General features: G+C 61.7%; 28 protein-coding genes. 23 read left to right on the top strand and 5 right to left on the bottom strand.

The genetic code is table 11. The annotated features are described in order from the left end of the window. Position 1 precedes the first annotated feature (1 nt). A complete protein-coding gene (locus NKH90_RS27315) occupies positions 2–469 on the top strand; it encodes a DUF1203 domain-containing protein (RefSeq protein WP_352471826.1) in 468 nt (155 codons plus the stop codon). A 244-nt stretch (positions 470–713) separates the two neighbouring features. On the opposite strand, the gene ald is transcribed toward NKH90_RS27315, so the two are convergent. Then, positions 714–1,829 carry an alanine dehydrogenase gene (gene ald, locus NKH90_RS27310; RefSeq protein ID WP_352822159.1) on the bottom strand — a complete coding sequence of 372 codons (1,116 nt, stop codon included), beginning with the start codon at positions 1,827–1,829 and terminating at the stop codon, positions 714–716. 157 nt (positions 1,830–1,986) lie between these two features. On the opposite strand from ald, the gene NKH90_RS27305 reads away from it, so the two are divergent. Beyond that, positions 1,987–2,460: an Lrp/AsnC family transcriptional regulator gene (locus NKH90_RS27305; protein ID WP_023675099.1), complete on the top strand. Its 474-nt coding sequence runs from the start codon at positions 1,987–1,989 to the stop codon at positions 2,458–2,460. A 13-nt stretch (positions 2,461–2,473) separates the two neighbouring features. Here NKH90_RS27305 and NKH90_RS27300 read toward each other — a convergent pair whose 3' ends face one another. Then, on the bottom strand, positions 2,474–3,130 hold the full coding sequence (locus tag NKH90_RS27300; protein WP_352766645.1) for a 5-formyltetrahydrofolate cyclo-ligase: 657 nt from the start codon (positions 3,128–3,130) through the stop codon (positions 2,474–2,476). A gap of 178 nt (positions 3,131–3,308) precedes the next feature. Here NKH90_RS27300 and NKH90_RS27295 point away from each other — a divergent pair, with 178 nt between their 5' ends. The 7 genes from NKH90_RS27295 to NKH90_RS27265 all read left to right on the top strand — a co-directional run bounded on the left by NKH90_RS27295 (position 3,309) and on the right by NKH90_RS27265 (position 10,105). Then, positions 3,309–4,574: an NAD(P)/FAD-dependent oxidoreductase gene (locus tag NKH90_RS27295; protein WP_352502939.1), complete on the top strand. Its 1,266-nt coding sequence runs from the start codon at positions 3,309–3,311 to the stop codon at positions 4,572–4,574. Between the two features lie 131 nt (positions 4,575–4,705). Beyond that, positions 4,706–6,685, top strand: coding sequence for a bifunctional 2',3'-cyclic-nucleotide 2'-phosphodiesterase/3'-nucleotidase (locus NKH90_RS27290; protein ID WP_352822156.1), 1,980 nt, complete (start codon positions 4,706–4,708; stop codon positions 6,683–6,685). Positions 6,686–7,050: 365 nt separating this feature from the next. Beyond that, a complete protein-coding gene (locus tag NKH90_RS27285) occupies positions 7,051–7,185 on the top strand; it encodes a hypothetical protein (protein ID WP_292655342.1) in 135 nt (44 codons plus the stop codon). A gap of 103 nt (positions 7,186–7,288) precedes the next feature. Continuing rightward, positions 7,289–7,576: a Dabb family protein gene (locus NKH90_RS27280; RefSeq protein WP_254817185.1), complete on the top strand. Its 288-nt coding sequence runs from the start codon at positions 7,289–7,291 to the stop codon at positions 7,574–7,576. Between the two features lie 306 nt (positions 7,577–7,882). Then, positions 7,883–8,770 (top strand): VOC family protein, encoded by an 888-nt coding sequence (locus tag NKH90_RS27275; protein ID WP_352541999.1) that lies wholly within the window; start codon positions 7,883–7,885, stop codon positions 8,768–8,770. Then, positions 8,767–9,618 carry a 3-deoxy-8-phosphooctulonate synthase gene (kdsA, locus tag NKH90_RS27270; protein WP_352613583.1) on the top strand — a complete coding sequence of 284 codons (852 nt, stop codon included), beginning with the start codon at positions 8,767–8,769 and terminating at the stop codon, positions 9,616–9,618. Before NKH90_RS27275 ends, kdsA begins: the two co-directional genes overlap by 4 nt. A 121-nt stretch (positions 9,619–9,739) precedes the next feature. Then, the gene (locus NKH90_RS27265; protein WP_023675091.1) at positions 9,740–10,105 is read left to right on the top strand and encodes a PRC-barrel domain-containing protein; all 366 of its coding nucleotides are present in this window, start codon (positions 9,740–9,742) and stop codon (positions 10,103–10,105) included. 77 nt (positions 10,106–10,182) lie between these two features. On the opposite strand, the gene NKH90_RS27260 is transcribed toward NKH90_RS27265, so the two are convergent. Further along, the gene (locus NKH90_RS27260; protein ID WP_084642452.1) at positions 10,183–10,305 is read right to left on the bottom strand and encodes a hypothetical protein; all 123 of its coding nucleotides are present in this window, start codon (positions 10,303–10,305) and stop codon (positions 10,183–10,185) included. Between the two features lie 202 nt (positions 10,306–10,507). Here NKH90_RS27260 and eno point away from each other — a divergent pair, with 202 nt between their 5' ends. The 11 genes from eno to NKH90_RS27205 all read left to right on the top strand — a co-directional run bounded on the left by eno (position 10,508) and on the right by NKH90_RS27205 (position 20,765). Next, on the top strand, positions 10,508–11,782 hold the full coding sequence (eno, locus tag NKH90_RS27255) for a phosphopyruvate hydratase (RefSeq protein WP_352471834.1): 1,275 nt from the start codon (positions 10,508–10,510) through the stop codon (positions 11,780–11,782). A gap of 134 nt (positions 11,783–11,916) precedes the next feature. Beyond that, positions 11,917–12,237: an FtsB family cell division protein gene (locus tag NKH90_RS27250; protein WP_023675088.1), complete on the top strand. Its 321-nt coding sequence runs from the start codon at positions 11,917–11,919 to the stop codon at positions 12,235–12,237. 171 nt (positions 12,238–12,408) lie between these two features. After that, complete coding sequence (gene pdhA / locus NKH90_RS27245) at positions 12,409–13,449, top strand: pyruvate dehydrogenase (acetyl-transferring) E1 component subunit alpha (protein WP_352502934.1); 1,041 nt, start codon at positions 12,409–12,411, stop codon at positions 13,447–13,449. Between the two features lie 15 nt (positions 13,450–13,464). After that, positions 13,465–14,868, top strand: a complete 1,404-nt coding sequence (locus NKH90_RS27240; protein ID WP_352542001.1) for a pyruvate dehydrogenase complex E1 component subunit beta — start codon at positions 13,465–13,467, stop codon at positions 14,866–14,868. Positions 14,869–14,886: 18 nt separating this feature from the next. After that, the gene (locus NKH90_RS27235; RefSeq protein WP_352822152.1) at positions 14,887–16,305 is read left to right on the top strand and encodes a pyruvate dehydrogenase complex dihydrolipoamide acetyltransferase; all 1,419 of its coding nucleotides are present in this window, start codon (positions 14,887–14,889) and stop codon (positions 16,303–16,305) included. A gap of 17 nt (positions 16,306–16,322) precedes the next feature. Next, positions 16,323–16,742, top strand: a complete 420-nt coding sequence (locus tag NKH90_RS27230; protein ID WP_352705511.1) for a hypothetical protein — start codon at positions 16,323–16,325, stop codon at positions 16,740–16,742. After that, positions 16,739–17,377 carry an SGNH/GDSL hydrolase family protein gene (locus tag NKH90_RS27225; RefSeq protein ID WP_023675083.1) on the top strand — a complete coding sequence of 213 codons (639 nt, stop codon included), beginning with the start codon at positions 16,739–16,741 and terminating at the stop codon, positions 17,375–17,377. The genes NKH90_RS27230 and NKH90_RS27225 overlap by 4 nt, the downstream gene beginning before the upstream one ends. 11 nt (positions 17,378–17,388) lie before the next feature. Further along, a complete protein-coding gene (gene lpdA / locus NKH90_RS27220; RefSeq protein ID WP_352471838.1) occupies positions 17,389–18,834 on the top strand; it encodes a dihydrolipoyl dehydrogenase in 1,446 nt (481 codons plus the stop codon). Positions 18,835–18,932: 98 nt separating this feature from the next. Beyond that, the gene (locus NKH90_RS27215; RefSeq protein WP_023675081.1) at positions 18,933–19,190 is read left to right on the top strand and encodes a GlsB/YeaQ/YmgE family stress response membrane protein; all 258 of its coding nucleotides are present in this window, start codon (positions 18,933–18,935) and stop codon (positions 19,188–19,190) included. Positions 19,191–19,327: 137 nt separating this feature from the next. Further along, positions 19,328–20,293 carry a lipoyl synthase gene (lipA, locus tag NKH90_RS27210; RefSeq protein WP_352471839.1) on the top strand — a complete coding sequence of 322 codons (966 nt, stop codon included), beginning with the start codon at positions 19,328–19,330 and terminating at the stop codon, positions 20,291–20,293. A gap of 10 nt (positions 20,294–20,303) precedes the next feature. Then, on the top strand, positions 20,304–20,765 hold the full coding sequence (locus tag NKH90_RS27205; protein ID WP_352471840.1) for a type II toxin-antitoxin system RatA family toxin: 462 nt from the start codon (positions 20,304–20,306) through the stop codon (positions 20,763–20,765). Here NKH90_RS27205 and NKH90_RS27200 read toward each other — a convergent pair. Together NKH90_RS27200 and NKH90_RS27195 are read right to left on the bottom strand one after the other, a co-directional pair. Continuing rightward, positions 20,741–21,250, bottom strand: a complete 510-nt coding sequence (locus NKH90_RS27200; RefSeq protein WP_352822150.1) for a CinA family protein — start codon at positions 21,248–21,250, stop codon at positions 20,741–20,743. The two genes, NKH90_RS27205 and NKH90_RS27200, sit on opposite strands and share 25 nt — an antisense overlap. Further along, on the bottom strand, positions 21,247–22,467 hold the full coding sequence (locus NKH90_RS27195) for a bifunctional 2-C-methyl-D-erythritol 4-phosphate cytidylyltransferase/2-C-methyl-D-erythritol 2,4-cyclodiphosphate synthase (RefSeq protein ID WP_352502929.1): 1,221 nt from the start codon (positions 22,465–22,467) through the stop codon (positions 21,247–21,249). Before NKH90_RS27195 ends, NKH90_RS27200 begins: the two co-directional genes overlap by 4 nt. A 181-nt stretch (positions 22,468–22,648) precedes the next feature. Between NKH90_RS27195 and dusB the strand changes: the two genes are divergently transcribed. Genes dusB through ntrC form a run of 3 tightly spaced genes read left to right on the top strand, consistent with a single transcriptional unit; the run spans position 22,649 to position 26,270 of the window. Then, a complete protein-coding gene (gene dusB, locus NKH90_RS27190; protein ID WP_352542008.1) occupies positions 22,649–23,674 on the top strand; it encodes a tRNA dihydrouridine synthase DusB in 1,026 nt (341 codons plus the stop codon). Further along, positions 23,671–24,813, top strand: coding sequence for a two-component system sensor histidine kinase NtrB (locus NKH90_RS27185; RefSeq protein WP_023675075.1), 1,143 nt, complete (start codon positions 23,671–23,673; stop codon positions 24,811–24,813). The genes dusB and NKH90_RS27185 overlap by 4 nt, the downstream gene beginning before the upstream one ends. Further along, positions 24,810–26,270, top strand: coding sequence for a nitrogen regulation protein NR(I) (ntrC, locus tag NKH90_RS27180; protein WP_254817199.1), 1,461 nt, complete (start codon positions 24,810–24,812; stop codon positions 26,268–26,270). Before NKH90_RS27185 ends, ntrC begins: the two co-directional genes overlap by 4 nt. The last annotated feature ends 69 nt before the right edge of the window (positions 26,271–26,339 follow it).

The raw sequence follows: 26,339 nt of genomic DNA, 5'->3' as shown, positions 1-26,339 counted from the left end.
CATGACGCTAAAATTCAAAGCCTTGCCAACCAATGCTGTCCGGGCACTTCAGCGCGGCGGGCCGGATGCTTATGGCTTGAAGCCAGAGCGGCAAATTTCGGATGGCGACGGCGTGCCTTGCCGTCATTGCTTGAAAAATATTGCTTTGGGAGAAGCCTATCTTGTTTTGGCCTATCGACCTTTTCCGGAGCTGCAGCCTTATGCCGAAACGGGGCCGATCTTTCTGCATGCGAAAGAATGCGAACGCGCCGCCGAGGGGAAAATGCTTCCCGAAATGCTCGAAAGCAGCGATTACATTGTGCGCGGTTATGGCAAGGACGACCGCATCGTTTACGGCAGCGGCGGCGTCATTCCGACCGACGCCATTGCCGCACGGGCAGAGACGTTGTTCGAACGCGACGACATCGCTTACGTCCACATCCGCTCGGCGCGCAACAATTGCTATCAGTGCCGGATCGACCGCGCGTAACCGGACAGGCTGCACCGGCTTGGCTGTCGTACTCTCGTCGCATACCAGCGGTAGAAAGAGACTGTCGATCGATTTGCCGACCGCGGATGAACCGGCGGGAATTTTCGACAACCGAGGAAGCGGGGCTTTGGCTCCGCTTTTTTGTTGTCCGGTTATTCTGCGCGCCCGACACTTTTCAGTTTTTCGACATAAGAAAAACCCGTCGGACGAATCCGACGGGCACTGGAGAGGCAGATTCGGAAGCTCAGGCGGCGAGAACGGCCTTCGGCTCGACCAGCTCGTAACCGAGCGCTTCGGCCACCGCGCGATTCGTGATCTTGCCCTTGTGGACGTTCAGCCCGTTGCGCAGATGGTGGTCGTCTACCAGCGCCTTGAGGCCCTTGTCGGCGAGCTGCAGGCCATAATGCAGCGTCGCATTATTGAGCGCGTGGGCCGAGGTGACCGGCACCGCACCCGGCATGTTGGCGACGCAATAGTGGATGACGCCGTCGACCTCATAGGTCGGCTCGGCATGGGTGGTGGCGTGCGAGGTCTCGAAGCAGCCGCCCTGGTCGATGGCGACGTCGACCAGCACGGCGCCTTTCTTCATGCCCGACAGCATCTCGCGCGTCACCAGCTTGGGCGCTGCTGCCCCCGGGATCAGCACGGCGCCGACGACGATGTCAGCCGAAAAACATTCTTCTTCCAGCGCCTCGACGGTCGAGTAGCGGGTGTGGACGCGGCCGCCAAAGATGTCGTCGAGCTGACGCAGGCGCGGGATCGAGCGGTCAATGATGATGACGTCGGCGCCAAGGCCGGCGGCCATCCGTGCAGCATGCAGGCCGACGACGCCGCCGCCGAGCACGGTTACCTTGCCGGGGAGCACGCCGGGCACGCCGCCAAGCAGCACGCCGCGGCCGCCATTGGCCTTTTGCAGCGCCGTTGCACCCGCCTGGATCGACAGGCGGCCGGCAACTTCCGACATCGGCGCCAAGAGCGGCAGACCGCCGCGCTCGTCGGTGACGGTCTCGTAGGCTATCGCGGTCACGCCGGAGGCCAGCAGGCCCTTGGTCTGCTCCGGATCCGGGGCAAGATGCAGATAGGTATAGAGGATCTGGCCGTCGCGGAGCTGAACCCATTCGTTGGGCTGCGGCTCCTTGACCTTCACGATCATGTCGGACTTGGCAAAAACGTCGGCTGCCGTCTTGGCGATCGTGGCGCCGGCGGCACGATACGCGTTGTCGTCGGCGCCGATGCCGGCGCCGGCGCCGGTCTCGATCAGCACTTCATGGCCATGCGCGACATATTCGCGGACCGAACCCGGCGTCAGGCCGACGCGATATTCGTGATTCTTGATTTCCCGGGGGCAGCCGATGCGCATCGTTCTTCTCCTGATCCGGCCCTTTGGGGCTCGTTCCCTGTCTAGAGATAGTGAACCACGAATCGTTCGGTAAGTGTTTGCGAATGCGCTTGCCTGAGAAGCCACTGTTCGATAATCGTTGCGCGAAACATTAGAATTGTCGCAGGAACCCGCAAAAATGCCGCTCGACAGGATTGATATCGCCATTCTCGAGACGTTGCAGAAGGATGGGCGGATACCCAACGCAGCGCTCGCCGAGAAGGTCGGCCTGTCCCAGTCGGCCTGCTCGCGGCGGCTGGACAATCTGGAGAAATCCGGAACCATCCGCGGCTATCACGCCCGGCTGTCCAACGCTGCACTTGGGCACCAGATGACGGCGATCGTGCATATATCGCTGTCCGGGCAATTCGAGAAGACGTTGTCGGATTTCGAGGCAGCGATAAAGCGCTGCCCGAACGTCTTGTCCTGCCATTTGATGTCGGGCGAATATGACTACATCCTGCGCATAGCGGCAAAGGATCTCGTCGACTACGAACGTATCCACAAGGAGTGGCTGTCGGCAATGCCGCATGTGACGAAGATCAATTCGTCCTTTGCCTTGCGCGAAATCGTCGATCGCACAGCCGTGGGAATGAAGCCTGAACTCGCCTAGGCCCCGAACTCGCCTAGGCCTTGGATGCCTCAGTCACCACACGGTCCATCGGAATGTCGTGCGGCTGCGGGTAGATGGTGACGATGCGCTGCAGTTCGTAGCCGACGCCGACGACCAGCGGTTTGAAGGGCATCGCGGCAAGCGTGCGATCGAAGAAGCCGCCGCCATAACCCAGGCGAAACTGCCCGGGATCGATGCCGACGATCGGCGAAATAACGATGTCGGGCAACACCGGATCACCCTCGGCCGGTATCGGGATATTCCAGACGCCCTTCTCCAGCCGGTCTCCGTGGGTATAGGCGCGAAAGACAAGCGGCCGGTCTTTCTCGACGACGACGGGCAACGCCGTGCGCCCGCCCCGCGCGTTAACGGTTTCCATCCACGGGCGCAGGTCCGGCTCGCCGCGAAACGGCCAGTAGAGGCTGACCAAACGGCCGGCGATGTCGCCGATCACCGCGTCGAGCCCTTCGGCAATACGCTGCGACATAGCTGCGCGCGTGTCGGCTGAAACGGCAAGGCGGGATGCGATCAACCGCTCGCGCTCGGCCTTGCGCCAGCGCCTTACGTCGGTCCAGTCGGATAGCGGCGCTTGAAACTCCGGATCGAGCTCGTGCATAAAACAAGGCGGCGAGGCGTACTGCGCTGAGCCTTCGTCTTCATCGCTAGCCATGCTTCACCTGCAATACAGTTCCAACCAAGTAGTATCCTGGACGCAGGCTATATCCGGGAACGAGTCCGCAGCATGCGTATTCACGACATCAAGCGACGACTCCCAGGTAGTTGCAGCGCAGGCATTGCTGCACTGCACAATGATACTTACATCAGCCTTGGCGAGAGGGATGAGCGAGATGAACACAGCCAACCATCACGTCGTCGTCGTAGGTGCCGGTTTCGGCGGCCTCGAGTTCACCCGCGCACTAGCCGGCTCGCCGGTGCGCATCACGATGATCGACAGGCGCAATCATCACCTTTTTCAGCCGCTGCTCTACCAGGTGGCGACGACGGCGCTGGCCACCTCCGAAGTCGCCTGGCCGATCCGCCATCTTCTGCGCAGGCGCAAGGACGTGACGACGCTGCTCGCCACCGTTACCGGCATCGACCGCACCGGCAAGCGCGTGCTGCTGCAGGACGGCGGCACGGTCGCTTACGACACGCTGGTGCTGGCCACCGGCGCGCGGCACGCCTATTTCGGCCATGACGAATGGGAACCGTTCGCCCCTGGCCTGAAGACGCTGGAGGACGCCACCACCATTCGACGGCGTATTCTTTTGGCTTTCGAGCAGGCCGAGCGGGAAACCGATCCCGCCCAGCGCCAGGCATTGCTGACCCTGGCGATCGTCGGCGGCGGGCCGACCGGCGTGGAACTGGCCGGCACCATTGCCGAGCTGGCGCACGACACGCTGCGCGGCGAGTTCCGCAACATCGACACGCGGCAGACGCGTGTGGTGCTGATTGAGGCCGGTGACCGCATCCTCTCCAATTTCGCTCCCGAACTCTCCGATTATGCAACGAAGGCGCTCGAACGGCTCGGCGTGACCGTCGAACTCGGCCGGGCGGTTACGCGCTGCGATGCCGAGGGTGTCGTCTTCGGCGACACACATTTGCCGGCCAGGACAATCCTGTGGGCGGCGGGCGTCGCCGCTTCGCCGGCCGCCGAATGGCTCGGCGCGGCAGCGGACCGCGCGGGCAGGGTGCTTGTCGAGCCCGACTTGAGTGTGCCGGGAAACCCGGAGATTTTCGTCATCGGTGACGCAGCGCACGTCCTGCGGCCGGATGGCCGGCTGGTGCCGGGCGTCGCGCCCGCCGCCAAGCAGCAGGGACGGCATGTCGCCGCGACGATCAAGGCAAGGCTTACCGGTGACACGACACCGCGTCCTTTCAGCTACAGGCATGACGGCGACCTGGCGACGATCGGCAAGCGCGCCGCGGCCATCGATTTCGGCTGGATCAAGCTTACCGGCCGGCTTGCCTGGTGGCTATGGGGCTTGGCGCATATCTACTTCCTGATCGGCTTTCGTAACCGGCTTGCGGTTTCCCTGAGTTGGCTATGGATCTACTTCACCGGTCAGCGCAGCGCGCGGCTGATCACGCAGGGCGACGACGACAAGGGCTGATTGTTCGCTGCCGGACATTCATCGGCGCGTCACCTCCTCTTGATGGAATCGGCTTCTGGACTCGACTGGATTTCGGCGCGAAGCTTTGCTTCGGGCAGGACTTGTCACGTCGTGGAAGAAAGAGAAAACGAATGTCCCAATTGCGCCACCTCGTCTCACGCCGCGATTTCCTCGCCGGCGTCGCCGCCAGCGGAGCGCTGATCATGCTGCACCCGTTCTCCGCCCGGGCTCAAGCCAATCAGGCGCATCTGAGGATTATGGAGACGACCGACATCCACGTGAATGTGCTGCCTTACGACTACTACGCCGACAAAGCTAACGACACGATGGGGCTGTCGCGAACGGCATCGTTGATTGAAGCCGTGCGCAAGGAAGCAACCAACACGATGCTGATCGATAATGGCGACCTTCTGCAAGGCAACCCGATGGGCGACTACATCGCCTACGAGAGGGGGATGAAGGATGGCGATCTGCATCCGGTCATGAAGGGCATGAACCTGCTCGGCTACGAATGCTCGACCCTCGGCAACCACGAGTTCAACTACGGCCTGTCGTTCATGGACAAGGTGCTGGCCGGTGCCAATTTCCCATTTGTCTGCGCGAATTTGATCCGCGGCACGGAGCTCGCCGCGAACCCGCGCGACGACAGGCTTTATCTCAAGCCTTACGTCATCCTCGACAGGAAGATCAAAGACGGGTCGGGCGCCGAGCAACCGATCAGGATCGGCATCATCGGCTTCGTGCCGCCGCAGATCATGGTCTGGGACCTGAAAAATCTCGAGGGCAGCGTCAAAACACGCGACATCGTCGAGGCGGCCAAGGCGTGGGTGCCGCAAATGAAGGAAGAAGGCGCCGACATCGTCATTGCGCTCTCCCATTCCGGCATCGACGTGAAGCAAAGTGACATGATGGAGAACGCCTCCTTCTTCGTTGCCGGTGTCGAAGGTATCGATGCGGTGTTCACCGGTCACCAGCATCTGGTCTTCCCCGGCAAGAAGGACTTTCAGTCGCTGGAAGCCGTCGATACGGCGAAAGGCACGTTGCAAGGCAAGCCCGCCGTCATGGCCGGCTTCTGGGGCTCGCACATGGGGCTGATCGATCTGTTGCTGGAGCGCGACGGATCGACGTGGAAAATCGTCTCGGCGACCTCTGAGGCCAGGCCGATCTTTGAGCGGGTCGACAAGACGAACAAGCCGACCGTCGCGGACGACCAGCGCATCATCGACGGGCTCAAACAGGACCACGAGGCGACGCTTGCCTATGTGCGCCGGCCGGTCGGCAAAACCTCGGCGCCGCTCTATTCCTATTTTGCGCTGGTCGCCGATGATCCATCGGTGCAGATCGTCAGCCAGGCGCAGAACTGGTACTTGAAGGACATCCTGAAGAACACAGAGTGGAAGGATATGCCGCTGTTGTCGGCGGCGGCACCGTTCAAGGCGGGCGGGCGCAACGGCGCCGACTATTACACCGACGTGGCGGTGGGCGATATCGCCATCAAGAACGTCGCCGACCTCTACCTCTATCCAAACACGGTGCGCGCCGTTGAAATCACCGGGGCAGAGGTGAAAGAATGGCTGGAAATGTCGGCCGGCATCTTCAACCGGATCGAACCGGGCAAAGCCGACCAGGCGCTCATCAACACTGACTTCCCATCCTATAATTTCGACGTGATCGACGGCGTCACATACAAGATCGATCTGTCGCAGTCACCGAAATATGATTCGAAGGGCGGGCTGGTGAATGCTGGCTCGACCCGCATCATTGACTTGATGTTCGACGGCAAACCGATTGATCTCAAGCGGAAATTCGTCGTCGCCACCAACAACTACCGAGCCGGCGGCGGGGGCAATTTCCCGGAGATCAATGCCTCGAAGATCATCTACGAAGCGCCCGACACCAACCGCGATGTGATCGTGCGCTATATCGTAAGCAAAGGCACCATCAACCCGTCGGCGGACGCCAACTGGTCGTTTGCGCCACTGCCGGGAACCAGCGTCGTATTCGAGACCGGCGCCAAGGCGAAGGAGTTTATTGCGCAAGTGAAGTCGCTGAAGATCGAGCCGGCGGGCGAGGGCGAAGCGGGCTTTGCAAAATACCGCATCACTCTTTGAGGCGAGGATTTGAAGGTCGGCTCGAAACTGTCTCAGCGTTAAGATACTGCCCCCATACGGCCAGTCCGTTTGAGACAGGAGGCCTCTGCAAGCAGGTGGTGCGAAACGCCGCTTGACGGCGGCCAGATCCTGCGCGTCCGTCGAAATCCCGCCGGAATAATCGTGTCGCAGTCGGTCGATCGAGGCGGGGAGCGGTCGTCGAAGCCGAGCGGGTTATCTTTCCAAGGCGCCCTGTGGCGGTAGCGCCATTCTGGCCAGCAAGCATCGCAGCAGACAGACCACAAAGGCCATTAAGATTCGGGGAGGGTCCCCAGCAGCGTTGGAATCGCTATGGTTGCAACCGTCCATATGCGCTAGTTTTAGTCATGCGTTATGTCATCGTCATCACGACCGTCACATTTTTCCTGATCTGGGACGGCATTTACAACCAAGGCCGCTACCTCGACAGGACGGTCAGGGAGGTGACCCGCATCGTGCACTATGTAACGAGCATGGTGTAGTTTCTCTTCGCAGCTATGGTTCGCAGACGCGACAAACCTGCCGATTGACGGCACGCTGCCGCTGACACAAAAGAACGCCGGTCCAACGGTCGAGGAGGCTGGGTTGATCCGGCATATCGTTTTCTTCAGCGCACGGCATAAAGCGGATGTCGAGGCAGTGCGCACGGGCCTCCTGGCGCTTGGCAAGATACCTCATTCGCGTCATTTCGAGGTAACGCTCAACACCAAGGTCGACCCGCTCTCGGATGAGATCGATGTGGTCGTCTACGCCGAGTTCGAGGACGAAGCGGCGCTCGCCGCCTACAAGGCGCATCCGCTCTATGCAGAGACGACCAGCCGGGTCAAACCTCTGCGCGAATTACGCTATTCGGCCGACATCGTTGCAAGTTGACCGCCTCCCAAGGCAGATTTGACGTCGCGGAGGGGCTCCGCGCCGTAGCCCGCTTCACTCCGTCTGAGCCGCGGAGGTTTCGGTCGGATCGACGCCCGGCCGCTTTGGCGCGTTCCAGATCAGCACGGCGATAACTGCTATCGCAATAACGGCTAGGGCGATGAAAAGGTCTCTTCCCATAGCAATGAGCTAGGATGATTTTTGCGGGCGGCAAGTCGGCTCCTCGCGGCCGAGGCCTGCGATCGCCGCTGAGGCACCGGCTAAGCCCTTGAACCATTTTCAGGAATGAGGCACATCGCGCGGGACATGACCGAAAACACCCCCGCAAGGCCTCATCCGCTCGATCACCTGGTGCTGCCGACAGCAAGCCTCGATGTTGCGCGGGCGCGCTTGGCCCTGCTCGGCTTTACCGTTGCGCCGACAGGTATCCACCCTTTCGGAACGCAAAACTGCTGTGTCTTTCTCACCGACGGCACCTATCTCGAGCCGCTCGCGGTCGCTGACCGGCAGGCCGTGGCAACGGCGATCGCGAACCGCAATGTCTTTGTCGTGCGTGATCGCACGTATCGCGAAGAAAACGGCGATGAAGGATTTTCTGCCGTGGCGCTGGGCACCGAAAGCGCCGCCGCGGACCACGCGCGCTACATGGAAGCCGGTCTGTCGGCGGGAGACGCGCTAAGCTTTTCGCGCGCCTTCACCGATGCGGCGGGAAAGAGCGACACCGCATCGTTCAAACTGGCCTTCGCGGCTACAGGCAAGACAGCGGACGCTTTTCTCTTCGCCTGCGAGCGGATCAATGCGCCGAACGTTGACCGCACTGCGTTGCAGGCCCACGCTAATGGCGCAACCGGCATTGTCGAAGTCGTGGCAGTCACTGGCGAACCTTTCGAACAAGGCCGTTTGATTTCGATCGCAGCCGGAATCGAGGCGCAGGGCGGCGGCACTGTCTATGAGCTGCCGAATGCCGTCGTGACCGTTCTGGATCCTGCAGCCTATTCGGCACGCTTCGGCATTCCTGCCGGCGCACCATCTGAACTCCGCTTTGCTGGGATCGTCTTTTCGATTAGGCACGGCGATGCCGTCGCCAAGCTGCTTGCAGCCAATTCTGTCGAACACCACATGCGCGGCGGTGATACCATCGTGCCGCCGGCGCCAGGGCAGGGCGCAGCCTTCATTTTCCGGGAGATCGCATGAACAAGCTCAATCCACTGATGCCGAACTCTTCCGTTGCGGTCGGCAAAGTCATTTTCGGCAACAGCGCGCCCCTATCGCTGATCGCTGGTCCATGCCAGCTGGAATCGCGGCAGCACGCTTTCGACATGGCCGGTGCGCTAAAGGAATTGACCGACAGGCTCGGCATTGGGCTCGTCTACAAGACCAGCTACGACAAGGCCAATCGCACCTCGCTTGGCGGCACGCGCGGCGCGGGACTTGAAGCGGCAATGCCGATCTTCGACGACTTGCGCAAGAATTTTGCCTTGCCGATCCTGACCGACGTCCACACTGAGGAACAATGCGCGATCGTCGCGCTTCATGCCGATATCCTGCAGATTCCTGCCTTCCTCAGCCGCCAGACCGATTTGCTGATTGCTGCGGCAAAAACCGGCAAGGTGGTCAATGTGAAGAAGGGGCAATTCCTCGCGCCGTGGGACATGAAGAACGTCGTCGCCAAAATCATCGGCTCCGGCAACGCCAATGTCTTGGTCACCGAGCGCGGCGCATCCTTTGGTTACAACACCCTGGTGTCCGACATGCGGGCGCTGCCGATCATGGCCGAGATCGGCGCGCCGGTGATTTTCGATGCCACCCATTCCGTGCAGCAGCCGGGTGGGCAGGGCGGTTCGTCTGGCGGCGACCGGCGCTTTGTCGAGACGCTGGCGCGCGCGGCCGTCGCGGTTGGCGTCGCCGGCGTCTTCATCGAGACGCACCAGGACCCCGACAACGCGCCTTCCGACGGTCCCAACATGGTGCCGCTAAAGGATCTTCCCGCATTGCTTGAACGGCTGATGGCGTTCGATCGCATTGCCAAAAGCGTGGGTTGAACCAGCAGTTGCGCCACAGCAGCGCCGCCAGGAAACTTTGAAGAATTTCGAACCTGCCTGGAACCTTAGCCCGCGGCCCTCATTGTCAAAATCTAATGTCAACGACGACGAGGAGCACACCATGACGACCCAGACGGGACACACCGAAGCCATCGCCGCTTCGCGGGTTATCGGCACATCGGTCTACAATACGGAAGGCACTCATATCGGCGACATCGAGGACGTCATGCTCGACAAGCTGTCGAACGGAATCATGTTTGCCGTGATCGGTTTTGGTGGATTTCTCGGCATCGGCGAGAAATACCACGCCATTCCGTGGGCGAGCCTTGACTATGACGAGAACAAGGGCGGCTATGTCGTGCCGTTCACCAAAGACCAGCTGATGGCCGCTCCTTCCTATTCGATCAACGAGTTGACCGGCGCCGACGGCGAGGCCGCGCGTGATGCCTCATACAACTACTACAAGGTCGAGCCTTACTGGCACTGACCTTACTGGCACTGACTAAGTCTCCTGGAATCAAAAAGGCCCCCGGGAAATCGGGGGCCTTTCGATGTGGCGGGATGCTACTGCGCAATCTGCAGGGCCGGCAAAGGCGACGATCCCTGCGGGGGTTGCTGATTGTCGCACGACGTCAGGAACGCAGCCGCGATCAGGAACAAACTCACAATACCGCTCAACTGGGACATGGCGAAACTCCTCCTGTTTCGCCCCGCGCGACAACAGCCATAAACCAGAAACCGGCATGCCGCGTATGACAAATGATGACAGCGCTTCGTGCTTCGTGAATCCGTAGCGCACGGGCAATATTTGCAAGTGCCCCGATTGCGTTTTGCGGCGCTTTGGCTAAGAGGTGCGCGACGCTTCAATCGATCAATCGGGGACATCGCAATGACGGCCATCATCGACATTGTCGGGCGTGAAATCCTGGACAGCCGCGGAAATCCGACCGTCGAGGTCGACGTCGTGCTCGAAGACGGTTCGATGGGTCGCGCCGCGGTGCCTTCCGGCGCCTCGACCGGCGCGCATGAGGCGGTCGAACTGCGCGATGGCGGCCCCCGCTATCTCGGCAAGGGCGTGCTCACGGCGGTCGAGGCGGTGAACGGCGAGCTGTTCGAGGCGATCGGCGGCATGGAGGCAGAGAATCAGATCCATATCGACCAGACCATGATCGAGCTCGATGGTACGCCCAATAAGAGCCGGCTCGGCGCCAATGCCATCCTCGGCGTGTCGCTGGCTGTGGCCAAGGCTGCGGCCGAAGCGGCCGACCTGCCGCTCTATCGTTATGTCGGCGGCACCAAGGCCCATGTGCTGCCGGTGCCTATGATGAACATCATCAATGGCGGCGCGCATGCCGACAACCCGATCGATTTCCAGGAATTCATGATCCTGCCGATCGGCGCGCCGACGCTGCGCGACGGCGTGCGCTGGGGCTCGGAGATCTTTCATACGCTGCGAAAGAAGCTGAAGGACGCCGGCCATAACACCAATGTCGGCGACGAGGGCGGCTTTGCCCCCAACCTGAAGAGCGCGCCGGCCGCGCTCGACTTCATCATGGAATCGATCGAGCAGGCTGGCTTCAAGCCCGGCGAGGAGGTTGCGCTAGGCCTCGACTGCGCGGCGACCGAATTCTTCAAGGATGGCAACTACGTCTATGAAGGCGAGAGGAAAACCCGCGACCCGAAGGTGCAGGCCAGATATCTGGCCAAACTTGCTGCCGACTACCCGATCATCACCATTGAGGACGGCCTGGCGGAGGATGACTGGGACGGTTGGAAAATACTGACCGATCTCATCGGCAAGCAAACGCAGCTGGTTGGCGACGATCTGTTCGTCACCAACACGGCGCGGCTGCGCGACGGCATCCGCATGGGTGTCGCCAATTCGATCCTGGTCAAGGTCAACCAGATCGGCTCGCTTACCGAAACGCTCGACGCCGTCGAGACCGCGCACAAGGCCGGCTATACCGCGGTGATGTCGCACCGCTCGGGCGAGACCGAGGATTCGACCATCGCCGACCTCGCCGTTGCCACCAATTGCGGGCAGATCAAGACGGGCTCGCTGTCACGCTCGGATCGCATGGCCAAGTACAACCAGCTCATCCGCATTGAGGAGGAGCTCGGCAAGCAGGCGCGATATGCCGGCAAGTCGATCGTGAAAAGCTGATTTCGAGAGAAAATCCGTGGCGGCGAGGGCGGGGACATTCCCGCCCTTTTTTGCTTCCTGGCTCTGAATCCAACAGGCTGTAACCGTCCATTAAGCACAATCGGGCGACAAAGGCGGCGTAGAGGATTCGGACCATGTGGACACGCCAGCACAAGCAAAGAAACACCGGCCGGCTGATCATCCCCTCGCTCTGCGTGGTGTTCCTGACTTATTTCGGCTTCCATGCCTATCATGGCGAGTTCGGCATCTATTCCAAGTATCAGCTCGAAGCTGAGACTGCCGAATTGCAGGGCAGGCTCGATGCCGTCAGGGCGCGCCGGATCGATCTCGAGCGCCGCGTTCAGCTGATGCATGAGGGCACCCTGGAGAAGGACATGCTGGACGAGCAGGCGCGCAAGGCGCTTAATCTGTCCCACGCGGACGAGATCACCATCATGCTGCCGGTTGCAAGATAACCGGATTTCAGTTAATCGGTGATATTTGCAATGATTTTAATTGCTTAGATGCATGACAGCCATGCGTTTTCGGCATGGCGAAAGCCTTCCCTGCATGTTAGCCTGCCTCAAATCGGTGGGAGAACTGATCTCCCTCGCTGTCCGCCAAGAGACGCCAACAGGGAGTGATGCATGGCCACCGCCACCAGAAAAGCGCCTGCCAAATCCAAATCGGACGGCAAAACGCCGGGCCTTTCCACCCCAAAGCCTGTTGAATTCACCAAAGACCAGGAGCTTGCCGCCTACCGGCGCATGCTGCTCATCCGCCGCTTCGAGGAAAAGGCCGGCCAGCTTTACGGCATGGGCTTCATCGGCGGTTTCTGCCACCTCTACATCGGGCAGGAAGCGGTCGTTACCGGCATGAAGATGGCGCTGATCGATGGCGACCAGATGATCACCGCCTATCGCGACCATGGTCATATGCTGGCCATGGAGTTGTCGCCGCGCGGCGTCATGGCCGAACTGACCGGGCGCCGTAGCGGCCTGTCCAGAGGCAAGGGCGGCTCGATGCACATGTTCTCCAAGGAGAAGCATTTTTACGGCGGCCACGGCATCGTCGGCGCGCAAGTGTCGCTCGGCACCGGCATTGCGTTCGCCAACCGCTATCGCGGCAACAACAATGTGACGCTGACCTATTTCGGCGATGGCGCGGCGAATCAAGGCCAAGTCTACGAAAGCTTCAACATGGCCTCGCTGTGGAAGCTTCCGGTGATCTACATCATCGAGAACAACCGCTACGCCATGGGCACCTCGGTCTCGCGCTCGTCGGCCGAGACGGATTTCTCGCACCGCGGCGCGTCCTTCAAGATTCCAGGCATCCAGGTCGACGGCATGGATGTGCGCGCTGTAAAGGCAGCCGGCGACCTCGCCGCCGAATGGTGCCGCGCCGGCAACGGGCCGCTCATTCTCGAAATGCAGACCTATCGTTACCGCGGCCATTCGATGTCGGATCCGGCTAAATACCGCTCCAAGGAAGAAGTGCAGAAAATGCGCTCCGAACGTGACCCGATCGAGCAGGTTAAGGCGCGGCTGCTCGATAAGAAATGGGCAAGCGAGGACGAACTCAAGGCCATCGACAAGGAAGTCCGCGACGTTGTCGCCGACGCCGCAGAATTTGCCCAGAACGACGCGGAGCCAGATCCGTCCGAGCTCTGGACCGACATCGTACTTTAACGAGAGGGCAAGGACATGCCGATCGAAATTCTCATGCCCGCCCTCTCGCCGACCATGGAAGAGGGTAATGTTTCGAAGTGGTTGAAGAAAGAAGGCGACAAGGTCGCGGCCGGTGACGCCATTGCCGAAATCGAGACCGACAAGGCAACGATGGAAGTCGAAGCCGTCGACGACGGCACGCTTGCCAAGATCGTGGTTCCTGCCGGCACCGAAGGCGTCAAGGTCAACACACTGATCGCTGTGCTGGCCGTCGATGGCGAAGACATCGACGAGGCGGGCGAAGGCATTGGCGAGGAGGCTGTCGTGTCGCAAGCGGCAGCGCCCGCGGCTGCTCCGCCCCCCGTTGCTGCTCCGGCCAAGAGCGAAGCGGCAGCACCTGTTGCCGCCGCACCCAGGCTGGAAATTGCCGCCGATCCGGACATCCCGGCCGGCACCGAAATGGTCTCGACCACGGTGCGTGAAGCGTTGCGCGACGCAATGGCTGAGGAAATGCGCCGCGACGGCGACGTCTTCGTCATGGGCGAGGAAGTCGCCGAGTACCAGGGCGCCTACAAGATCACACAAGGCCTGTTGCAGGAATTCGGTCCGCGGCGCGTAGTCGACACGCCGATCACCGAGCACGGCTTTGCCGGCGTTGGTGTTGGCGCGGCGATGGCCGGCCTGAAGCCGATCGTCGAATTCATGACCTTCAACTTCGCCATGCAGGCGATCGACCAGATCATCAATTCAGCCGCCAAGACGCTCTACATGTCCGGCGGCCAGATGGGCGCCCCGATCGTCTTTCGCGGCCCGAACGGCGCGGCTGCCCGCGTCGCCGCGCAGCATTCGCAATGCTATGCCGCCTGGTACAGCCATGTTCCCGGGTTGAAGGTGGTGATGCCCTATACCGCCGCCGACGCCAAGGGTCTGCTCAAGGCGGCGATCCGTGACCCGAACCCGGTCATCTTCCTCGAGAACGAAATCCTTTACGGCCACTCCTTCGACGTGCCGAAGATGGACGATTTCGTGCTGCCGATCGGCAAGGCGCGCATTCACAAATCCGGCAAGGACGTGACCATCGTCTCGTTCGGCATCGGTATGACCTACGTGATCAAGGCCGAGGCGGAGTTGCGCGGCATGGGCATCGATGCCGAGATAATCGACTTGCGCACCATCCGCCCGCTCGACTTCGACACGATCATCGCCTCGGTCAAAAAGACCAATCGCCTCGTGGTGGTCGAGGAAGGCTTTCCGCAGAACTCGGTCGGCGACCATGTCGCCAATCAGGTCTCGCAGCGCGCCTTCGATTTCCTCGATGCACCGGTCATTACAATTGCCGGCAAGGACGTGCCGATGCCCTATGCGGCGAACCTCGAAAAGCTGGCGCTGCCCAATGTCGGCGAGGTCGTCGAGGCGGTCAAAGCCGTCACGTATCGCTGAGCAGGGCGGGAGGACAAAATGCCTATCAACATCACCATGCCGGCGCTGTCGCCCACAATGGAAGAGGGCAACCTTTCCAAGTGGCTGGTCAAGGAGGGCGACAAGGTTTCGCCCGGCGACGTGATTGCCGAGATCGAGACCGACAAGGCAACGATGGAAGTCGAAGCCGTCGACGAAGGCACGGTTGCCAAGCTGGTGGTTCCGGCCGGCACTGAAGGCGTCAAGGTCAATGCGCTGATCGCGGTGTTGGCGGCTGAGGGCGAGGATGCGGCGGCCGCCGCGAAAAGCGGTGACGGCGCCGCGCCGGCAAAGGCTGAGGCGAAGCAGGACAAAGCACCAATCTCCCCACCCGTGGGGGAGATGTCGACGAAGTCGACAGAGGGGGGCGCTGTCCCTCCTGCCGCAGGGAGCGAGGCGCCCCCCTCTGGCCTGCCGGCCATCTCCCCCACACGGGGGGAGATCAGCCAATCCGCAAACGGTGAGCGCATCTTCGCCTCGCCGCTGGCCCGGCGCATCGCCAGCGAAGCTGGTATAGATGTCGCGGCGCTGACAGGCTCCGGCCCCCGCGGCCGCGTGGTAAAGGCCGATGTCGATGCCGCAATTTCCAGTGGCGGCGCCAAGGCGGCACCAGCAGCAAAAGCGGCGCCCGCCGGCGCTCCGGCGCCTGCGGCCGCAGCACCCAAACCAATGTCCGACGAGCAGGTGCTCAAACTGTTTGCCGAAGGCTCCTACGAGCTGGTCCCCCACGACAATATGCGCAAGACCATTGCGCGGCGGCTGGTCGAGGCCAAAACCACCATCCCGCATTTCTATCTGACGCTCGACTGCGAGCTCGACGCGCTTCTGGCCCTGCGCACGCAGATCAATGCGGCCGCCCCGGCGAAGAAGACCGAGAAGGGCGAAACGCCGGCCTACAAGCTTTCGGTCAACGACATGGTTATCAAGGCTCTGGCCATGGCGCTGATGGCGGTGCCGGATGCCAATGTGTCGTGGACAGAAAACGCCATGGTCAAGCACAAGCATGCCGATGTCGGCGTTGCCGTGTCGATCCCCGGCGGCCTGATCACCCCGATCATCCGGCGTGCCGATGAAAAGACGCTGTCCGTCATCTCCAACGAGATGAAGGATCTTGCCGGCCGCGCCCGTAGTCGCAAGCTGAAACCGGAAGAATATCAGGGCGGCACCACGGCGGTGTCCAATCTCGGTATGTTCGGCGTCAAGGATTTTTCTGCCGTCATCAACCCGCCGCATGCGACGATCCTGGCGGTCGGCGCCGGCGAGCAACGCGCAGTGGTGAAGAACGGCGAGATCAAGATCGCCACGATCATGTCGGTGACGTTGTCGACCGATCACCGCGCCGTCGACGGTGCGCTCGGCGCCGAGTTGCTCGTCGCCTTCAAACGCATGGTCGAAAACCCGATGGGCATGCTGGTTTAAGAGAGGGGAACAGGGCGGTGCGGAAATTCTTCACCAGCCTTTTTGCCTTCTTTCTTTCCGGTTTGGCGGGCGGATTGGTGGCGCAGTGGCTCGCCGTCGCTACCAATGCCGACGTAGAGTACATCCTTGTGTTCATGATCTCGGCTCTCGTCACCGTCCTCGTGACGGTCGCGTTCTTCATCGCACAATTCATGTCGGACCCACGACGGGCAACAAAGCTGACGGCGACCATAGGGGTAGCGTTTTTTGTGCTCGTTGGAGTTGCCCTGATCGGCTGGACTTTCTCCCAGCCCCCAGGCAAGAGCCAGTGGTCGGGCGATCTTCCCGTAGTCGCAGGTCTCGTCCTGCCAGGCATCGCTACGGTGCTGGTCCAGTGGCTTTTCGTGCGCTGGCGATTGGCGCGCTCGCAACCGGGTTTCGGCGGGGCAGGCACATGAAGACGGTCCTCTGCTACGGCGATTCGCTTACCTGGGGCTATGACGCGGCAAACCTCGGCCGGCATCCGCTGGAAGATCGCTGGCCGAGCGTGCTGCAGGCGGCATTGGGCAGCGGCGTCGAGGTCATCGCCGAAGGCCTGAATGGCCGAACCACCGCCTTTGACGATCACTTGGCCGGAGCGGACCGCAATGGCGCAAGGCTGTTGCCAACCATCCTGACGACGCACGCACCGATCGACTTGATCGTCATCATGCTCGGCGCCAACGATATGAAGCCGTGGATTCATGGTAATCCGGTCGCGGCCAAGCAAGGCATGCAACGCCTGATCGATATCGTGCGCGGTCACGATTACCCGTTCGATTGGCCGGCGCCGCAGATCCTGATCGTCGCGCCGCCCGTAGTCAGCCGCACGGAAAACGCCGAGTTCAAGGAAATGTTCGCCGGCGGCGATGACGCGTCAAAGCGGCTGGCGCCGCAATATTCCGCCCTTGCCGACGAGGCCGGCTGCGGCTTCTTCGATGCCGGCACGGTAGCCAAAACCACGCCGCTCGACGGCGTCCACCTGGACGCAGAAAACACGCGGAACGTCGGGCAAGCGCTGGCGCCGCTCGTGCGCCTCATGTTGGAATTGTGAAGGAGAAAGCCGTGGCTGAGAACTACGACGTCATCATCATCGGCTCCGGCCCCGGCGGCTATGTCACTGCAGTGCGTTCGGCCCAGCTTGGCTTCAAGACGGCGATCGTCGAGCGCGAGCACTTGGGCGGCATCTGCCTCAACTGGGGCTGCATTCCGACCAAAGCGCTGCTGCGCTCCGCCGAGATCATGCACTATTCGGATCATCTGAAGGACTACGGCCTGAAGATCGATGGCAAGGTCAGCGTCGACACAGCCGCCGTCGTCGATCGCTCGCGAAAGGTCTCGCTGCGGCTCAACGGCGGCGTCGGCTTCCTGATGAAAAAGAACAAGGTTGACGTCATCTGGGGCGAAGCCAAGCTGACCAAACCTGGCGAGATCGTCGTGTCGAAATCGTCGAAGAAGCCGATGGAGCCGCAGCCGCCGGCGCCCAAGGGCGTCAAGGGCGAGGGCACCTACAGCGCCAAGCACATCATTCTGGCGACCGGAGCGAGGCCGCGCGCATTGCCCGGCATCGAGCCGGACGGCAAGTTGATCTGGACCTATTTCGAGGCCATGGTGCCGAAAGAGATGCCGAAATCGCTGCTGGTGATGGGCTCGGGCGCCATCGGCATCGAGTTCGCCTCGTTCTACCGCACCATGGGCGCCGAGGTGACGGTGGTCGAACTGCTGCCGGCTGTGATGCCGGTCGAGGACGCCGAGGTCTCGAAATTCGCGCAGAAGCAGTTCGAGAAGCAGGGCATGAAGATCATTCTAGAAGCCAAGGTGACCAAGGTCGAGCAGGGCACTAACTCGGTCACGGCGCATGTCGAGATGAAGGACGGCAAGGTCGAGAAGATCACCGCCGATCGTATGATCTCGGCCGTCGGCGTACAGGGTAACATCGAAAACCTCGGCCTCGAGACGCTCGGCGTGAAGACGGACCGCGGTTGCGTCGTCGTCGACGGCTACGGCAAGACAAATGTGCCGGGCGTCTACGCCATCGGCGACGTTGCCGGACCGCCGATGCTCGCCCACAAGGCCGAGCATGAGGGCGTGGTCTGTGTGGAAAAGATCGCCAATTTCCCCGGCGTGCATGCCATCGACAAGCTGAAGATCCCGGGCTGCACCTATTGCAATCCGCAAGTCGCCTCGGTCGGACTGACGGAAGCCAAAGCGAAAGCCGATGGCAAGGACATCCGCGTCGGCCGCTTCCAGTTCGCCGCAAACGGCAAGGCGATTGCGCTGGGCGAAGACCAAGGCTTCGTCAAGACCATTTTCGACAAGAAGACCGGCCAGTTGCTGGGTGCCCACATGGTCGGCGCAGAAGTAACCGAACTGATCCAGGGCTTCGTCGTGGCGATGAATCTGGAGACCACCGAGGAAGAGCTGATGCACACGATCTTCCCGCACCCGACGCTGTCGGAGATGATGAAGGAGAGTGTACTCGACGCCTATGGCCGCGCACTGAATGCATGATAAATTAGTTGGGCGAGTCTCACACGGAAGACACAGAGGAACTCGACGGCAGAGCAATTCGTTTCGCAGGCATCATCCATCATACAAGGAGAGGGCATATGGAAATGAACGGCGTGGGCTGGGTTGCAGCCATCATCATCGGCGGCCTGGCGGGATGGCTCGCCGAGATGGTCATGAAGAGCAATACCGGCATCCTCATGAACATCGTTCTCGGCATTGTCGGCGCAATAGTGTTGAATGCCATCTTGCAGGCCCTGAACATCGGCATCTTCGGCGTCGGCTGGATAGCCTATCTGATCACCGGCTTCATCGGTGCCTGCATTCTGATTGCGGTCGGACGACTGGTGCGCCGCTAACCTCTGTCGGCACTTGCTATGCGAAAAAGGCCACCGCGGCATGCGTGATCGCGGCCTTTTTCTTTTCTCCGAAAAGTCCTAGATGACGTGGGTAGAGCGAGCGCTGGACAAGCGCTTGCCAATGAGCCGGGTTTCACATGGTCACCGTCCTCGACACGATTGCCAATGCGCCGCGCCTGCGGCATCCCGAAAAGGCGCACAAGCCGGATCAGGACGTACTGCGCAAGCCTGACTGGATCCGCGTCAAGGCGCCGATGTCGAAAGGCTATGCCGAGACGCGCGAAATCGTGAAGTCTCACAAACTGGTGACGGTTTGCGAAGAGGCGGGCTGCCCCAATATCGGCGAGTGCTGGGAGAAGAAGCACGCCACCTTCATGATCATGGGCGAGATCTGCACGCGGGCCTGCGCCTTTTGCAATGTCGCCACCGGCATCCCGACCGCACTCGATCCCGACGAGCCGGCGCGCGTCGCGCATGCGGTCAAGCAAATGGGCTTGAGCCATGTCGTCATCACCTCCGTCGATCGCGACGATCTGGCCGACGGCGGGGCCCAGCATTTTGCTGATGTCATCCGTGCGATCAGGGCAGCAACCCCGTCGACGACGATCGAAATCCTGACGCCCGATTTCCTGCGCAAGGACGGTGCGCTGGAGATCGTGGTGGCGGCCAGGCCGGATGTTTTCAACCATAATCTCGAGACCGTGCCGTCTAACTATCTGACGGTTCGGCCGGGCGCGCGCTATTTCCACTCGATCAGGCTCTTGCAGCGGGTCAAGGAGCTTGACCCCTCGATCTTCACCAAGTCCGGCATCATGGTCGGCCTTGGCGAGGAGCGGAACGAAATTCTGCAGCTGATGGACGATTTGCGTTCGGCCAATGTCGACTTCATGACCATCGGCCAATATCTGCAGCCGTCGAAGAAGCACCATCCGGTGATCCGCTTCGTCACGCCGGAGGAATTCAAGTCCTTTGAGACGATCGGCAGGACCAAGGGCTTCCTGCTGGTAGCGTCGAGCCCGCTGACGCGCTCGTCGCACCATGCCGGGGACGACTTTGCCAGGTTGCGCGCGGCGCGCGAAGCGTTTCTCAAAAAGTCCGCCTAACACTGGTTTTATGCCACAATTCGAAGCCCATCGCCGCGTTGCGCATACGCCGGAGCAGATGTTCGCTCTGGTCGCCGATGTCGAATCCTATCCGCAATTCCTGCCGCTTTGCGAGGCACTGACGGTTCGCTCACGCAAGGAACGCGACGGGCGCACCTTGCTCATCGCCGACATGAGCATCGGCTACAAGGCGATCCGCGAGACCTTTACCACGCAGGTGCTGCTGAAGCCGGACGAGAACGCCATAGATGTCAAATACATCGACGGCCCTTTCAAATATCTGAGCAATGTCTGGCGCTTCGACCCGGCGGACGGCGCTGGTTGCAACGTCTGCTTCTTTATCGACTACGAGTTCAAGAGCCGCATTTTGGGTGCGTTGATGGGAACCATGTTCGACCGCGCCTTCCGCATGTTCTCCGAGGCGTTCGAGAAACGGGCCGAAATCATCTACGGCGCGCCATCGACGGCCTGATCCGCAGCGAGCGCGCGCAGACCCAGTTCAAGCGCATGACGGACCGTCTCCCTGCGGATGTAATCGCGGCCCTTGTCGGCGAACAGCTGGCATTCGCTGACTACCGGCCGGCCAGCCACGGCAACGCCGAACCAGACCAGGCCGACAGGTTTTTCCGCCGAGCCGCCGTCCGGACCGGCGGTGCCGGTCACCGCCAGGGCGAGCCCGGCCGGCGAATGCGCCAAGGCTCCGGCCGCCATCTCCACCGCAGTCTCGCGCGAGACCGCGCCGTGCGCCTCGAGCGTAGCGGCCGAGACGCCGAGCATCTCGGTCTTGGCCTGGTTGGAATAGGTGATGAAGCCGCGATCGACCACCGCGGAAGAGCCGGCGATGTCGGTCAGCGCGGCGATGATCATGCCGCCGGTGCAGCTCTCCGCCGTCGCCAGCATCATGCCGCGCTGCTGGCAGGCCTTAAGCAGGGCATCTGCGAGACCGCTATTGCTCATTCAGGGACATCCCCTGGAAACACAACGCTGGCAGTCGCGATGGCCGCTATGCCTTCCTCACGGCCGACGAAGCCGAGCTTCTCATTGGTTGTCGCCTTGATCGAGATGCGATCGCGCGAAATTCGCAGCATTGCCGAAAGCGCTTCGGTCATGGCCTCGCGATGCGGGCCGACGCGCGGCGCCTCGCAGATCAGGGTGATATCGGCGTTGGCGATGCGTCCGCCGCGCGCGCGCACCAGCTTCACCGCGTGTTCGACGAAGATGCGTGAAGCGGCCCCTTTCCACTGCGGGTCGGAGGGCGGGAAATGCGTGCCGATGTCACCGGCGCCGCAGGTGGCGAGCAGGGCGTCGGTCAAGGCGTGGAGACCGACATCGGCATCCGAATGGCCGGACAACTTCCTATCGTGTGGAATGGCGACGCCGCACAGGGTGACATGGTCGCCGGGCACGAACGCATGGACGTCATAGCCATTGCCGGTTCGGATGTCGGGAAAACGCGGGGCGCTGGAAAGCCGCTGATCCGCCATTGCAATATCCCGTGCCCAGGTCAGTTTGACGTTGTCCGGCGAGCCGGGAACGATCTTCACCGGAATATGCGCCCATTCGGCGATTGCCGCATCGTCGGTGAAATCCGCTTTGCCCAGATGATGAGCCTTTTCGTGCGCAGCCAGGATCGGCCAGAACGGAAAGCCTTGCGGTGTCTGTGCGGCATGAAGCCCGGCCCTGGACACGGTTTCGCCGATCATGCCTTCGGCCGTTTCGCGCTTGAGCGTATCGGCAACCGGCAAGGCAGGCAGTGCCCCCTGGCGCTCGCCAATGGCGGCGATCGTGCGGTCTATCAGTTCCGCATCGACAAACGGCCGGGCCGCATCATGGATCAAGACCCGGCCCGGCGCATTGCTTCTCAACGCCAGCAGTCCAAGGCGGACGGACTCCTGCCGTGACGTACCGCCGGTCACCGCGACGACACGGTCGGCGTTCGCACCGGCCGCACGGCGGAAAAGCGCGCCGTCGTCGGCATGGATAGCAACGACGACAGGTCCAATCTTCGGATGCGTCAGAAAGGCGCCGAGCGTGCGTGCGATAACGGCGCCGCCGCCGATTTGCTGGTACTGCTTCGGCCCCTTGGCCTGTCCGGCGCGCGCGCCGCGGCCGGCAGCAACGATGACCACGGCGACCTTGTCGTCCGCAGCTTGCTTTTCGCTCGCATCTCTCATGCCGAGACGCTTAACGCATGATCCCGAAAAGTGGTATCGCTTTTGGAAGACCCAGGATTGATGCGGTGCGGCGATCCGTATTTTTCCCAAATGCGCCTTAATGTCACGACATTGCGCGTTGCACATTGCCGCCGTTCTGGCTAGAGAATGTGCAGCAACCGAAGGTGCTTGGTTTTTGTGCATGCCTGATGTGACCAAATTGGCTTCGCCGCTGGATGTGGGTGGCGTGAGAATCCGCAATCGCGTATTTCTCGCGCCCATGTCGGGCATCACCGACGAACCGTTCCGGCAACGCGCCCATGCGCATGGCGCCGGGCTGGTCGTATCGGAAATGGTGGCGAGCGGCGAGCTTGCAAAGGGCAGGGCTGGTTCCGGCCTGCGCATCCGTCATTCCGGGCTGCCTGTCCACATGGTCCAGCTTGCCGGCCGTGAGGCGGCGCACATGGCCGAGGGCGCGCGAATCGCAGCCGGCGAAGGCGCCGACATCGTCGACATCAACATGGGCTGTCCGGCCAAAAAGGTGACGGGCGGCTATGCCGGTTCGGCACTGATGCGAGATCTCGACCACGCGCTGTCGCTGATCGAAGCGGTAGTCGGCGCGGTCGACGTGCCGGTCACGGTCAAAATGCGGCTCGGCTGGGACGAAGGCGCGCTCAACGCGCCGATGCTGGCGCGACGCGCCGAGCAGGCCGGGGTGATGATGGTGACGGTGCATGGCCGCACACGTTGCCAGTTCTATCAGGGCACGGCCGACTGGCGTGCCATCGCACGCGTCAAGCAGGCCGTCTCGATCCCTGTGGTTGCCAATGGCGATGTCGGCTCGCCGGCAGAGGCTGCGTCGATCCTTGACCAATCCGGCGCCGACGCGGTGATGATCGGCCGTGCGCACTATGGCGCGCCGTGGACCGCCGGCAGCATTGTAGCGGCCGCGCTGGCCGAGCCGGTATCCGGCATGCCGGAAAGCCCGCAAGCGCTGACCGATTACGTCATTGCCCATTACGAAGACATGCTGACGCTCTATGGCGTGGAAAGCGGATTGCGCCAGGCGCGCAAGCATCTCGGCTGGTATCTCGACCGCCACGCCGCCACAAGCGACGACCGGCGCAAGGCCATACTCACGTCTTTCGAGCCTGGGCGCGTCATTTCCTTGCTGCGCGACGTATTTTCAAGCGCTCCCGAAGCAGCGAACCTGCGGAGTGCGGCATGAACGCCACCGTCACACAGAGCACGGATATGGCGGACGCCGCGCATATTGTGCTCAACACCATTCGTCGGCCGGTGATCATGGTCGATCCGCAAGGCTTCATCACCTTCGCCAATGCCGATGCCGAGGATTTTTTCCGTTCGAGCGCCACGATGCTCGCCCGCAACACGCTGCACAAGCTCATTCCTTTCGGCAGCCCGCTGCTGACGCTTGTCGACCAGGTGCGCGAGCGCCGGGCGCCAGTCAACGAATACCGGGTGGACGTGTCGTCGCCGCGGCTCGGCATCGAGAAGGTGGTCGATCTCTACGTCGCGCCTGTGACGGAATTTCCAGGCTCCGTCGTGGTAATGTTCCAGGAACGCTCAATGGCCGACAAGATCGACCGGCAGATGACGCATCGCGGTGCGGCGCGCTCGGTCACCGGCCTTGCCGCGATGCTTGCCCATGAGATCAAGAACCCGCTGTCCGGCATTCGTGGTGCCGCGCAGCTGCTTGAACTGTCGGCGTCCGACGAGGATCGCGCACTGACCAGGCTGATCACCGACGAGACCGATCGCATTGTCTCGCTGGTCGACCGCATGGAGGTGTTTTCGGACGAGCGGCCGATCGACCGCTACCCCGTCAACATCCATGTCGTGCTCGACCATGTCAAGGCAATCGCCAAGAACGGTTTTGCCAAGCGGATCAAGATATTGGAGGATTATGATCCATCATTGCCTCCGGTTTTTGCCAATCGCGACCAGCTCATCCAGGTCTTCCTCAATCTGGTAAAAAATGCCGCCGAGGCGATCGGCAGCGATCCACAGGGCGAGATCATGCTGTCGACCGCCTTCCGCCCGGGCATTCGCGTTTCTGTGCCCGGAACACAGGACCGCGTGTCGCTGCCATTGGAATTCTGCGTGCGCGACAACGGTTCGGGTGTCTCCGAGGATATCCTGCCGATCCTGTTCGATCCCTTCATCACCACCAAGCCGAACGGCTCCGGTCTCGGTCTGGCGCTGGTCGCAAAGATCGTCGGCGAGCATGGCGGCATCATTGAATGCGAATCGACGCCGCGCGGGACCACCTTCCGTATCCTGATGCCGGCATGGAAAGAAACCCAGTTTGGCACCGACGACGACGGTGAAGGAGACCGCAAATGACCGTTCGCGGCAATATTCTCGTCGCTGACGACGATGCGGCCATCCGCACAGTCCTCAACCAGGCGCTTTCGCGCGTCGGTCACGACGTGCGCGTCACCTCCAATGCCTCGACGCTGTGGCGCTGGGTGGCGGCGGGCGAGGGCGATCTGGTCATCACCGACGTTGTCATGCCCGACGAGAACGCCTTCGACATGCTGCCGCGCATCAAGAAGGCGCGACCGGAACTGCCGGTCATCGTCATGAGTGCGCAGAACACGTTCATGACCGCGATCCGGGCCTCCGAAACCGGAGCCTATGAATATCTGCCGAAACCGTTCGACCTGACGGAACTGCTCAACATCGTCAACCGCGCGCTTTCCGAGCCGCGGCGGCCCAAGATCGATACGCGTGCCGACGAGCCGCCTGAAACGATGCCGCTGGTCGGCCGCTCGGCGGCCATGCAGGACATCTACCGCATGCTGGCGCGCATGATGCAGACCGACCTGACGGTGATGATCTCGGGCGAATCGGGTACCGGCAAGGAACTGGTGGCGCGCGCGCTGCATGAATATGGCCGTCGTCGTGGTGGCCCCTTCGTCGCCATCAACATGGCGGCGATCCCACGCGACCTGATCGAATCGGAACTATTCGGGCACGAGAAGGGCGCCTTTACTGGCGCACAGAACCGCTCCACTGGCCGTTTCGAGCAGGCCGAAGGCGGCACGCTCTTCCTCGACGAGATCGGCGACATGCCGATGGAAGCGCAGACGCGGCTGCTGCGTGTGCTGCAGCAGGGCGAATACACCACGGTCGGCGGCCGCACGCCGATCAAGACCGACGTGCGCATCGTGGCTGCCACCAACAAGGACCTGCGCACGCTGATCAATCAGGGGCTTTTCCGCGAGGACCTGTTCTACCGCTTGAACGTTGTGCCGCTCAGGCTGCCGGCGCTGCGCGAGCGCTCGGAGGACATTCCGGACCTCGTCCGCCACTTCTTCAAGCTCGGCGTCAGTGAAGGCTTGCAGACCAAGCGCATTTCCACCGGCGGCATCGAGCTGATGAAGCGCTACCCATGGCCCGGTAATGTGCGCGAACTCGAAAATCTCATCCGCAGGCTGGCCGCACTGTATTCGCAGGACGAGATCTCCGCGGAGATCATCGAGGCGGAGTTGAAGACCGGCGAAAGGCCTGTCGTTCCAGGTGGCGGCAACCTCATTCCCGACGACCTTTCCATCGGCCAGGCGGTGGAGCATTTCCTGCAACGCTATTTTGCCTCGTTTGCCGGCGACTTGCCCCCGGCCGGGCTCTATCAGCGAATCCTCTCCGAGGTCGAATATCCGCTGGTCCTCGCCTCGATGACCGCAACGCGCGGTAACCAGATCAAGGCTGCGGAATTGCTGGGGCTCAACCGCAACACGCTGCGCAAGAAGATTCGCGAACTCGGCGTCAACGTCTACAAGTCGTCCAGGCAGGTCTAGACGAATCCCTTTAAGAGCGCTTTCCAGGGGATCGATTGCCGAAAGATTTCCGTCTCGGCCACACTTGTT

Source organism: Mesorhizobium sp. M0898 (genome assembly GCF_040319695.1).
In the GTDB taxonomy this organism is placed as follows: domain Bacteria; phylum Pseudomonadota; class Alphaproteobacteria; order Rhizobiales; family Rhizobiaceae; genus Mesorhizobium.
This window is presented reverse-complemented; position numbering and strand designations above follow the sequence as displayed.